Here is a 12,228-nt window from a genome sequence, read left to right as displayed (position 1 = left end):
TGTTCGTGATGCATAGACGTTGGAGGCTTCTCGAAGATTATACCAACGGTCATAATCAATGACCGTTGGTATATTCAATGTTCTGCGAATGACGCGATTTCACCGCGTGCCTGATCAGCGAGTCGCCGCAGGACGGGTAAAGGCAGGGAACCAAGCAATCCGTAGCGCGCATTTCTCTGGCGCCAATAAATGATTGTTGTCGGGCCTTCTTTCACTTCTCCTTCGTCCTGTTCGCCAGGTGTTTCCCGCCCGCCCAATTCTTCAGCGCAAAGGACAATGCGACTATTATGCACCTTGCCATAGACGAGACAGGCAAGCGCCCCCGAAGGACTGGGAAGAAATTTCACACCCGCTGGCCCCAGCCCGTCCTCGTTAAGATGAGGCAAAAGCAGCCCAGCTTCGTCGTGAAGCAAGGCGGCTGGGTTTTTGCTGGTCTCGACACCTGACGTCTGTGCCGCCACGGAGACTAGGCCGACCTGGGCACGCGTCAAGAAGGCTGTCCATTCCGAGGTTCCCCCGAACAGCTCTTTCTCCGTGCTCGCGGAGCCGATGCCTATTCCATGCACGAAGAAATTGACCAGACAACCAATCACCAGCACCAATAATCCACCGAGCAAAAAGGCGACGGGGGCCGGGAGGGTCTGGCCGAGGCGTTTGAAGGGCAAAGGAACGTATTTGGCCAGGAGAGGCGTAGCGAGCGGCGGAATATCCGCCGCCAAGGTTAATGAGAGGGGAACGGGTTCATTTTCAATTCTAGCAAACGCAGCTCGGAGCGCCTCGTTCTGACCGCGCCAGATTTCCCCGCGCGCCGCATCTTCCGGGGCCTCGGCCAACAGACGGAGGATTGCTTCACGATGCGGCCCATCGAGCTGACCATCGATGAAAGCATGCAATTCATCTTCACTGATGCCCGAGGAAGCGCTCACGACGGCCAAATCCAAGGAAATTATTTCACGACGCGGAGATAAGACGGCCGTGGCGGACGCGTCGGCGCCGGCGTAAAGCCACTCTCGCCGAGAGCATGGCGGGCCTTTGCCAATCGCGTCATCAAAACCATGCGTGAAATACGCAGGATCCGCGCAACCTCCGCATAGGAAAAACCTTCCAGCACGACAAGGAGAAGAACCTCTTTTTCCTCAGGTTTCATTGCATTGAGGGCCGGGCCGAGACTGTCATGGCGATGCGGTAAGCCGTGTGGCTTATCGGGCGCGGCCGCCCCCCAGGGCTGGAGATTCACCTCAGTGGAGGCAGCAAAATGCCTGGCGGCTCTCTGATGCAAGGTTTCGCGGCAGAGTTGCGTCAAAAGAATGAACAATGGCAGGCCATTGGCTGCGGAAACGGCGAGTTTCTTTTCGCTTGCACGAAGCAAAACGGCATGAACCAAATCATCGACGGTTTCGCTGGCCCCCGGCGATCCGTTCAAAAATGCGCGTGCATAGCGTCGTAATCGCGGTATCCATGGCTTGAGCGATTCTCTCGCGTCCACCTTGCGCTCTCCTTAACCATTTTTTGATGGACTACTTTTGATGGATAAATGATCCATTCCCGCTCTTCCGGCGAGATATAATGCTAATTCCATAGGACCGAATTGGACAATGTTTTTCTGAAAAATTGTGCTGCGCGAGGGCCGGGCTTTTTTCGTCAACCTTGCACAAATGCCGCGTAGCCCTTAAACGCGGCAGAAGCGGCGGCCGTTCCATGGTTCGCATCTCTTAATCCCGGCCTCTTTGCCCGTGCCTGGTCCAGAACGAATGACGCAACCGGAAAGTCTGACTCCTGCCCTCAAAACGCCTGGTTTCCTGACTGGCAAACGTGGCCTAATCATGGGACTAGCGAATAATCGATCGATCGCCTGGGGAATCGCCAAAGCCCTGCATGAAAGCGGAGCTGAACTCGCATTCACCTTTCAGGGCGAATCCTTGGAAAAACGCGTGCGGCCATTGGCCCAGGAATTGGGCGCATTGGTCGCCGGCCATTGCGACGTGACCGATCCCGCGAGCCTCGACGCTGTTTTCGATGTCCTGGCCAAAACCTGGGGCACCATTGATTTCGTGGTTCATTGCGTGGCCTTTTCCGACAAGGACCAGTTAACTGGTCGCTATGTCGAAACGACGGCGGAGAATTTCTCCAATACGCTCCTCATCTCCTGCTATTCCTTCACCGCCGTCGCGCAGCGGGCAGAAAAGCTGATGCCGAATGGCGGCTCCATGCTGACCCTGACTTATTACGGCGCCGAAAAATGGATGCCGCATTATAACGTCATGGGTATCGCCAAAGCGGCTCTTGAAGCGAGCGTGCTCTATCTCGCCGCCGATCTCGGCGAAAAGAATATTCGCGTCAATGCCATCTCGGCTGGTCCCATCAAGACGCTCGCCGCCTCGGGCATTGGTGATTTCCGTTATATCCTGAAATGGAATGAATATAACGCGCCTTTGCGCCGGACCGTAACGATCGAGGAAGTCGGGGAAAGCGCGGCTTTTCTGGTTTCTCCCATGGCACGCGGAATCACCGGAGAGATCCTGCATGTCGATGCCGGCTATCATGTCGTCGGCATGAAAAATCCCGCCGCGCCGGATATCGGGGCTGTCGGCAAGGAATGATCCAAACATGAGATTCGGAAAGCAGCCGCTTCTGGATCTCATGCAATAAACCAGCGGTCATAAAGGATGGCCGTGGAACATTTGAAACCAATGGTCATAAAGAATGACCATTGGGACACTTGCAAATTTTCGTTACGTCTTAGAAAAGACCAAAAATGCGCGACCGAATGATGATGGGAGATATTGTTCAGGCGCCAGTAAGATTAAACTGATATCTTGCACCCTTTCATGCTTTAAGAGCAAATAGCGTCTTCACTCGCGCGATACCCACGATTGCCTCTCCGATCCTCTTCATTCGCGTCGCTTGTTGAGCCGCCACCGTTTGCACAGGATTCCTCATGGCGCGATTTTCCGCGGTGACTTCCCTGCCCCCTCTGGAGAATGGCGACGAAAGGGTCCGCGAGGGCATCCTTCAGGGTGCGAAACGTCTCGATCTCCTGCGCGATGAACTGCTGGCCGAAATTTTCGCCAAAACCGTCGCTGCGCAGCCGTCCACCATCGCCATGGTGACGGAAGCTGGCACGCTGACTTATGCCGAACTCGATGCCAAAGCGGAAATTTTAGCCCGGGGCCTCGTCGCCCAAGGTCTGCGGCCAGGCCAGATCATCGGCTTGTGGATGCCGCGTGGCCATGAACTTCTGGTCTCGCAGATCGCCGTCGCCAAAACCGGCGCCGCCTGGCTGCCCTTCGATGCCGATGCCCCGGTCGAACGCATCGGCATCTGCCTTGCGGACGCGGAGGCCTGGGGCCTTCTCACCGCCGAGGCCTTCACCTACAAGATTGATGAGACTATTCCCTGTCCGGTCGTGACCCCGGCCAAGTTGATCCCAGCCAGCGGAGACCTCAAGGGCGGCGTTAAGGTCAATGCCCGCGCTTTGGGTGCGACGCCCGATCATCCTGCCTATCTCATCTATACCTCGGGCTCCACCGGGACGCCCAAGGGCATCGTCATTTCCGGCCGCAACATTTGCCATTACCTGCGTTCGGCCAATGAGGTCTATGGGCTCAAGGCGAGCGACGTCGTCTTCCAGGGTGCCTCGGTTGCCTTCGACCTGTCGATGGAAGAAATCTGGCTGCCCTATCTCGTCGGCGCCAGCCTCTTCGTCGCGACGCCACAGATGATGGGCGAGGTCGACAAGCTCCCGGAGCTGATGGAGTCCCACGGCGTCTCTGTGCTCGACACTGTGCCGACGCTGCTCTCTTTGCTGCCGCGCGATGTTTCGACCCTGCGCTTGATCATTCTCGGCGGCGAAGCCTGCCCACCCGCCATCGCCAATCGTTGGTGCCGGCCGGGACGGCATGTTTTTAATTCCTATGGGCCGACCGAGGCCACGGTCGTCGCCACAGTGGCGGAAGTCCATCCGGGCGAGGATGTGACGATCGGCCAGCCGTTGCCCAATTACTGCTGTTATGTCGCCGATGAGGCCCTGACCCTGCTGCCCAATGGACAGGAAGGCGAATTGCTGATCGGCGGCCCTGGCGTTGCCCAAGGCTATTTGAAACGCGAGCATCTGACCGCGCAGAAATTCATCGCCAATCCTTACGAGACGGACGCTGACGCCCCCCTGCTCTATCGCTCCGGGGATGCGGTTCAGATCGATGGCAATAGCAATCTCGTTTTTCGTGGACGCATTGACGATCAGGTCAAGGTTCGCGGCTTTCGCGTCGAACTCGGCGAGATCGAGGCGAAGCTCGCCGATTGTCCGGGCATCGCCCAGGCTGCCGTCGTCCTGCGCCAGGATGCCGGCCTTGAACAGCTCGTCGCCTTTCTCGTGCCCACTCCTGGCAGCGCAATCGATCCGGCCTCAACGAGGCAGGAGCTGCGCGCCACTCTGCCCCCCTATATGGTCCCCGCACGTTTCGAGGCGATCGAAACCCTGCCGCGACTCTCGTCTGGCAAGGTCGATCGCAAGAGCCTGAAACAGCGCGAGCTTTCGCAAATCCAGGATCAAGACGCGCAGGAAGTTCCCCGCAACGAGACGGAAGCCTGTCTGCTCGAGGCTGCCAAACGCGTCTTGCCGCCGCAGCCGATCCCGCTCGATGCCGATTTCTTCACCGATCTCGGCGGCCATTCCCTGCTGGCGGCCCGATTCATCTCGCTGGTCCGGGAAACGCCGGCGCTCGCCGGTATCACCTTGCAGGATGTCTATACCGCCCGCAGCCTGCGCGGCATGGCGGAACTGCTGCAAGGCAAGCTCGCCGCTGGCCCGGAGGCCTCTCTGGCCTTTGACCCTCCGCCCCTCCTGCGGCGGTTTCTCTGCGGCCTCGCTCAGGCCGTAGCCCTGCCGGTCATCATCGCGCTCATCACCGCGCAATGGCTCGGCGTTTTCGTCAGCTATATGTTGCTGACCGGCGCCGATGCCACTCTGTTTGAGGAAATCGTCTCGCTGATCGGCGTCTATATGGCGATCAATATCAGCACGGTGCTGATCGCCATTGCCGCCAAATGGCTGATCATTGGCCGCACCAAACCCGGCCGCTATCCCCTCTGGGGCGTCTATTTTTTCCGCTGGTGGCTCACCAAAAGATTTCTCGGCCTCGTCCATCTGAAATGGTTCCAAGGCTCGCCGATCATGCGGCTTTATCTGCGCGCGCTCGGCGCCCAGATTGGCAAGGATGCCCTATTGGGCGAGATCGAGGCCGGCGCGCCTGATCTGATCAGCATTGGCTCGAGGGTCAGTATCGGCTCGGTCGGCAATTTCGCCAATGCGCGGGTCGAGGGCAATGAACTTGTCATTGGCCCGATCACCATCGGCGACGATGCCTATATCGGTTCCTCCTGTGTCCTTGAAAACGATGTGGTGATCGGCGAAGGAGCGGCGCTCGGAGATCTGACGGCCTTGCCGGCCGGCACGACAATCGGCGCCTGGGACAATATTGATGGTTCGCCCGGCAAAAAGATTGGCACGGTCGATCGCGCGGACCTCGGGGAAGCTCCTAAAGCCTCGGCTCCGCGCCGCTTCCTTCTCGGCCTTGGCTATCTCCTCGCTTTGCTCATCATCCCCCCGCTCGGGCTGATGCCAATCATTCCAGCCTTCTGGGTATTCGATCGAATCGACGAATTGATTGGCTCCGCTGTGATCGATCATTTCGTCTATATGGCCACGATCCCTGTCATGGCCTGGCCAACCGCGTTCGTCATGGTGCTCGTCACCGTGGGCTTCATCGCGCTTTGCCGCTGGATCATCCTACCGCGTGTGCGGGAGGGTCGTTATTCGATCCATTCCTGGTTCTATTTCCGCAAGTGGCTGATGACGCTCGCAACCGAGGTCACGCTGGAAACCCTGTCGGCGCTCTATGCCACGGTATATATGCGGGCTTGGTATCGCCTCATGGGTGCCAAGATCGGCAAGGATGCGGAGATTTCCACCAATCTTTCCGGCCGCTACGATCTCGTGGAAATCGGCGAGAAATGTTTCATCGCCGATGAAGTCATGCTGGGCGATGAGGAAATCCGCAACGGCTGGATGACCCTGAAACGGGTGCGGACGGGGGCCCGCGTCTTCGTCGGCAATAGCGCCGTGGTTCCGGCGGGCGCGGATATTCCCGCCAATGCGCTCATCGGCATCAAGTCGAAGCCGCCAGCCAATGAACTCATGCACGAGCATGATACGTGGTTCGGCTCGCCACCGATCAAATTGCCGGTGCGGCAGAAATTCGACACGGGCGGCGCGACCTGGACCTATGAAGCACCACGTTGGAAGAAATTCGCGCGTGGCTGTTTCGAGGCGGTGACAATCTCGCTGCCGACCATGTTGTTCATCACCTTCGGCACCTGGGCCACGGATTGGTTCTCAAAAAGCGTGCTGGAAGGTCTTTATTTCGAAATTCTCTGGGCTTTCACCCTCTCCTCAGTGGCGATCACTTTGGGACTCGCTTTTGTCGTCATCATCATCAAATGGCTGAGCATGGGTCGCTACGAGCCCGTGACCAAACCCATGTGGTCATTCTGGGCGATGCGAACGGAAGCCGTGGCCGTCATGTATTGGGGTCTCGCCGGCAAGGTCCTGCTCGATCATTTGCGCGGCACGCCCTTCCTGCCGTGGCTTTTGCGCCTGTTCGGCACGAAATGCGGACGCGGCATTTACATGGATATGACGGACATCACTGAATTCGATTGCGTCACCATCGGCGATTTCACCGCGTTGAACGCCCTTTCGGCCTTGCAGACTCATCTCTATGAAGACCGCGTGATGAAAGTCGGCCGCGTCTTCGTCGGCAAGGGCGTCACCATCGGCGCCGGCTCTACGGTCCTTTATGATACGCATGTGTCCGATTATTCCCGGCTCGGGCCACTGACCCTGGTCATGAAGGGAGAAAAAATCCCGCCGCTGACGGAATGGACAGGTGCGCCGGCGGAGCCGAAGAGCTTGTGAACCCGGCTCTCATAAGCTCAGGTAAGCATCGCGCATCGCCCCGTACCCAGGCATTTTGATCATCGAAGCCAACAAATACGCCCCGCCTCTCCATCTGAGATCGGGGCGTTGCGCATATTCATGCGCTGGCGACCGGTGGCGCGCACGGCTATGAATGAAGATGTCACCTCAAAAGCGCTGCGAGATACCGGCATAAAGCTGAAGGTTCGGGGCGTCACGATTGAGACCAATATTGATGCCACCATCAAGTTGGAGATCCTTGACGACAATATAGGAAAGGGCAAAATCGAGCGTATAGATATTCGGTGTGCCTCTGTCCGCACTGACGGACGTGAAAAATTCAGCAGCGAAGGTCAAATCCTTAACGAAGGGCACCGGATGACTGATGTTGATAAGGTTGACGAAGTTCGCATGACGACGGCTGTCATTGTTATTTTTTAAAATATCGATTTCCGGCATGAACAGGAGCGTGAAATCCTGGGGTAAGCTGATCGACCAGGGCAGGATCGCGCCGCCCTCGACAAGGCCATTACCAAGACCGGCGCGGGCAGACGGGAGCTTGCCATAAAGGATGAGCGCCATAGCCTGATCGCCGCCATCATCGCCGAACAAATTGAACTTGGTGCGCAGGACCGTATCGCCGAAGCCATAAAGATGAGAGACTTGCTGGCCGCTCGCGTGATCGAGTGTACGGGCATTGACAAGCCCGCCCGGTTGAAATTCAAAATCGATCTGGCTGGTGAGACCGAGTTTCAAGACAGGATCGAGTGTCTGACCAAAATAGGTCGTCTGTCCTTGAGCACTCGTCGTGACAGCATTGTAAAGATCCATTTCATATTGGAAGCGCCCGGCATCGACTGTGTAGGGTGAATTACTTTTGGTCGGCCGGTCGGTTACGAAAGGGCGCAGGGCTGAATCAGGCGTCGGATTGAAAAGCGAATACTGGCTTTTATCGACCTCGGAATGCGCGTCATCGGCATGGCTTGTCTCTGTCATCGCCACGCCACTCATACAAAACAAAAAGAGACAAAAGGTTTTACCTGTCGCGAAGCTTGTTTTCGTCTGTCTATCACGTGAAGATAAAGCGATATCGTTCATTCTGTCCCCATCGAGCCGCCCATTCCCGGGTCGAAAGCCACGATGAGATGATTTCATCGTGCTGCGCTCTATCTGGATCGGGACGACATCAATTATCCATACGTCTTCTTTTGGTGAACATAAGCGTTGTATAAATACGAAAGAGACAGAATGTGCCTTTCGGCGACCGTATGATGATTAAGGGATATAAAAGCGGTAGCCCACGCCCGGTTCGGTCGTGATCAATTTGGGTGATGCAGGATCGTTCTCCAACTTTTGCCTGAGCTGACCAACGAATACACGGAGATATTGCACGTCTTCCGCATGGGCCGGTCCCCACACCGCCGTGAGAAGCTGTTTGTGGGTGACGACCTTGCCACCCGCTTCAAGCAGTTTGGCCAGCAGATCATATTCCTTGGGAGAAAGGCGGATCACCTCGCCACCCCGTGTGACAAGCCGGTTCACAAGATCAACCGAAACGTCTCCGGCTTGTACGACTGGCGAGGCTTCATTCCGGATCAATCTGTGGCGCATCGCAACGCGCAAACGCGCCAGCAACTCGCCGATGCCAAAAGGCTTTTCCACATAATCATCCGCACCCATATCGAGAGCGGTAATCTTTTCCGTCTCGCGATCGCGAGCGGACAGAATGATGATCGGACCATCATAGAAATCGCGCGCTTTTTGCAAAACGTCCTTGCCGTCCATGTCGGGCAGACCAAGATCGAGCACGACCGCATCGGGAACCTTGCGGGCTATTTCCTTGAGACCATCAGTGGCATTATCGGCACGGACCGGCTCATAGCCCGCCGCATCCAGAGCTGGCCGCAAAAAGCGATGAATCTGCGGCTCATCGTCAATAACAAGAACCCGGGGCCGAAACGCATTCATGTGCTGCCTTGCGGAATCACAGCCATCTTTGGAAGGCTAATCAAAACACGGGTGCCTTTATCGCCATGGATGGGACTGGCAGCGGCGATGCGGCCCCCCATTGCATCGACGAAACCCTTCGAGATCGAAAGTCCAAGACCGACGCCCTTGCCGCGATCGCTGATTTCTTCCATTCGCCGGAATTTCTCGAAGACGCGCGAGAGTTCCGCAGTCGGAATGCCACGCCCTTCATCCTCGATACTGATGACGATATTGCGAGGGTCCTCATAGACGGCGATTTCGACATCGGTATCATCTGGGCTGTAAGCGATCGCATTTTCAAGAATATTCACGACTGCTTGCTCCAGTAAAGCCGCATCGGTAGTGATCGGTGAAAGGGTTGGCGGATAATCTGTCACAAGCTTGCGTTTGCCAAGACGCCGGCTCACACGTTGCGCGGCGGCATTGAGAACGTCGCGCACATCAGTCCATTCGCTTCTCGGATTCAGTGCTCCGCCTTCGAGACGGGTCATGTTCAAAAGATTACCGACATAGCGGTTCAGCCGCTCAGCCTCTTCCCGAATGCTTTCAAGAAGATCAACGCTGACAGCGGAGTCAAGCGTCTTGCCATAATCGATGAGCGTCGTCGCGGAACCAAGCACCGTGGAGAGGGGTGTGCGCAAATCATGGCTGATTGAATTCAAGAGCGCCGAGCGCAACTGGTCCGAGCGTTTCCACGCCTCCGCTTCCGCAGCCTTGGCGGCAAGTTCGGCACGCTCGAGGGCAACGGCGCCCTGGTCCAGCAAAGCGGCGACAAATCTCTCGTCTTCCTGAGAGGTCGCCTTGGCTTCGATTCCAACAACACCTGAACGGGTCCGCAAACCCTGCAAGGGCCGAAATGTCCAGGCCGCATTTGGTAATGTACCGGTGCCAGCGCCCGCGCTCTCGCCTTTCTCCCAGGCCCAGCGAGCGGCCGCCATATCGGCCGTCCCCATATCCGCCGTGCTTAACGGCGTGGTTGTCGATGCAGTCGCAGCCGGCGCGATCGTTTCCGCGATCGGGAGCAAAACGACGGCCTTGCCGCGCGCGGCGGCGGACACTTGCTCTGCCAGGGCCTTGGCGGCTTCGTCTTTCGTGGAGACGGCGGACAAGCGACGGCTGGCGGCAAGAAGGGCGGAAATAGCCGATGCACGCCGCGCCGTGGCGCTCGCCTGATCCCGCACACGGCCCGCAAGTCCTCCGGTTGCAAGGGCCACGGCCAGAAAAACCAGAAGCGTCAGCACATCAGTCGGAGAACCAATCGCGAAACTATAGCGTGGATCAAGGAACAAAAAATTATAGGTTAGAAAGGCGAGCGTGGCCGCCACAAGCGCGGGACGCAAGCCAAAGAGCACGCCGACGGCCAGCACCGCCGATAGGAAGATCATGCCGAGATCGGTATGTTCAAAAGCGCGGTCGAGGAAATAGGAAAGGAATGTCGCCGCAGCCACAAGTCCAATGCCCAGGACATAATCGCTCCATCGATTCTGGACAGGTCGCGCGGGCGGCACAGGTGGCATGAGGTGATCGGGCGCTGCTTCAGTAATGACATGCAGAGCGACACCCGTTGCCTTGTCGAGCAGTGCATGGGCCAGTGAGCGGTTGCGCCATTTCCACCACCAGACGCGCCGCGACTTACCAACCATGATCTGAGTGATGTTGCTTTGCCGTGCATAGGCGAAAGCGGAGTCGATTAGGTCATTGCCGGTCAAGACCACGGTGGACCCGCCCAGTTGTTCAGCCAGCTTGAACGCCTCATTGAGACGCGCGACGGACACCGTATCAGGGGGAGCCCGGTTGGCTATTTCGACATGAGCGACCGTCCATGGCGCATTCATCATCATGTCGGACAGGCGGCGCGCGGCGCGGATGAGCGAATGGGCCATGGTATCGGCACCGATCAGGACGAGGATGCGCTCGCCTGCCGCCCAAGGCCCTTCCACGCCAGCGCGTTTCATCTCTCCCATGAGCTGATCATCGATCGTCTGCGCGGCGCGGCGGAGCGCAAGCTCTCGCAGGGCAGTCAGATTCTCGGGCTTGAAGAATTTTTCCGAAGCGAGTTGCGCCGTCTCCGGCACATAGACTTTTCCCGCGGCGAGACGCTGGCGCAACTCACTTGGCGTGATGTCCACAACCTCGATTTCATCGGCATTGGAGAGCGCCGAATCCGGCACCGTCTCGCGCTGACGCACTCCGGTAATCTTCCAGACGACATCGACGAGGCTTTCAAGATGCTGAACATTCAGCGTCGTCCAGACATCGATGCCAACCGCAAGCACCTCCTGCACATCCTGCCAGCGTTTCGGATGCCGCGATCCGGGCACGTTGGAATGCGCGTATTCATCAATAAGCAAAAGCGCTGGCTTGCGTGCCAGCGCCGCGTCAATGTCGAACTCGAGGAAGGAGCGGTCACGATAATCGATCGGCCGGCGGGAAAGAATTTCAAGACCACGCAGCAAGGCTTCGGTCTCTCGCCGCCCATGGGTCTCCACGACACCGATCACGACGTCACCGCCTTCGGCCTTGCGGCGTCTCGCGGCCCGTAGCATTTCATAGGTCTTGCCCACGCCAGGGGACATGCCCAGAAACACTTTCAACCGGCCGCGCCGGACATTGCCAGTTTTGACCATCAAGGCATTGGGCTCGGAATGCGTGGGCTGCTCCTTCATGGCATTGGCGGCCTCTGGATGGGAAAGCGGGCATCAAGAGCGAGGTTGACCGCCAACACGTTGACGCGCGGCTGGCCGATAAATCCGAGAAAAGCCGGTTGTGTATTCTCGGCCACGATGCGCTCGACTTCAACCACGGGCATGGCTCTCGCCGAGGCAACGCGTTTCGCTTGCAGGCCCGCATAGGCCGGCGAAATCTCCGGATCGAGACCGGAACCCGATGCGGTCACCGCATCGGCGGGGATCACGGCCTCCTGATCCTGATTTTCGACCCGGATCGCCGCCGCCCGTTCCGTGACTTGTTTCACAAGGTCAGGATTGAGCGGCCCCAAATTGGATCCGGATGACGCACTGGCATCATAACCATCACCGGCGATCGAGGGACGCGGATGGAGATATTCAGGCCGATGGAAGGCTTGGCCGATGAGCCGCGAGCCGACAACCTGATCGCCTTGGAAAATCAGGCTTCCCGATGCCTGATCGGGAAACACGAATTGCGCAATGCCGGTCACGGTCAATGGATAGATGAGACCGAACAGGAGGGTGAACAAGATCAGCGAGATGAATGCGGGACGAATGTGCTGGAGCATGATGCGT

The 12,228-nt window shown here is 57.7% G+C and carries 8 protein-coding genes; 2 read left to right on the top strand and 6 right to left on the bottom strand.

Going from position 1 to position 12,228, the window contains the following annotated elements:
* Positions 1 to 74 precede the first annotated feature (74 nt).
* Together BIND_RS05610 and BIND_RS05605 are read right to left on the bottom strand one after the other, a co-directional pair.
* On the bottom strand, positions 75 to 926 hold the full coding sequence (locus tag BIND_RS05610) for an anti-sigma factor family protein (RefSeq protein ID WP_012384104.1): 852 nt from the start codon (positions 924 to 926) through the stop codon (positions 75 to 77).
* Between the two features lie 20 nt (positions 927 to 946).
* Positions 947 to 1,486 carry an RNA polymerase sigma factor gene (locus BIND_RS05605; protein WP_012384103.1) on the bottom strand — a complete coding sequence of 180 codons (540 nt, stop codon included), beginning with the start codon at positions 1,484 to 1,486 and terminating at the stop codon, positions 947 to 949.
* Positions 1,487 to 1,751: 265 nt separating this feature from the next.
* Here BIND_RS05605 and fabI point away from each other — a divergent pair, with 265 nt between their 5' ends.
* The gene (gene fabI / locus BIND_RS05600; RefSeq protein WP_012384102.1) at positions 1,752 to 2,600 is read left to right on the top strand and encodes an enoyl-ACP reductase FabI; all 849 of its coding nucleotides are present in this window, start codon (positions 1,752 to 1,754) and stop codon (positions 2,598 to 2,600) included.
* Between the two features lie 338 nt (positions 2,601 to 2,938).
* On the top strand, positions 2,939 to 6,976 hold the full coding sequence (locus tag BIND_RS05595; RefSeq protein ID WP_012384101.1) for a Pls/PosA family non-ribosomal peptide synthetase: 4,038 nt from the start codon (positions 2,939 to 2,941) through the stop codon (positions 6,974 to 6,976).
* Positions 6,977 to 7,144: 168 nt separating this feature from the next.
* Here BIND_RS05595 and BIND_RS05590 read toward each other — a convergent pair whose 3' ends face one another.
* The 4 genes from BIND_RS05590 to kdpC all read right to left on the bottom strand — a co-directional run bounded on the left by BIND_RS05590 (position 7,145) and on the right by kdpC (position 12,221).
* Positions 7,145 to 7,972, bottom strand: coding sequence for a transporter (locus BIND_RS05590; protein ID WP_158304359.1), 828 nt, complete (start codon positions 7,970 to 7,972; stop codon positions 7,145 to 7,147).
* A 279-nt stretch (positions 7,973 to 8,251) separates the two neighbouring features.
* The gene (locus BIND_RS05585) at positions 8,252 to 8,944 is read right to left on the bottom strand and encodes a response regulator (RefSeq protein ID WP_012384099.1); all 693 of its coding nucleotides are present in this window, start codon (positions 8,942 to 8,944) and stop codon (positions 8,252 to 8,254) included.
* Positions 8,941 to 11,631, bottom strand: coding sequence for a sensor histidine kinase (locus BIND_RS05580; protein WP_012384098.1), 2,691 nt, complete (start codon positions 11,629 to 11,631; stop codon positions 8,941 to 8,943). Before BIND_RS05580 ends, BIND_RS05585 begins: the two co-directional genes overlap by 4 nt.
* Positions 11,628 to 12,221, bottom strand: a complete 594-nt coding sequence (gene kdpC, locus BIND_RS05575; protein ID WP_012384097.1) for a potassium-transporting ATPase subunit KdpC — start codon at positions 12,219 to 12,221, stop codon at positions 11,628 to 11,630. Before kdpC ends, BIND_RS05580 begins: the two co-directional genes overlap by 4 nt.
* Positions 12,222 to 12,228: the final 7 nt, after the last annotated feature.

This window comes from Beijerinckia indica subsp. indica ATCC 9039 (assembly GCF_000019845.1).
Taxonomy (GTDB): domain Bacteria; phylum Pseudomonadota; class Alphaproteobacteria; order Rhizobiales; family Beijerinckiaceae; genus Beijerinckia; species Beijerinckia indica.
The sequence above is the reverse complement of the archived record's forward strand: the minus strand, read 5'-3'. Positions and strand labels throughout refer to the sequence as shown.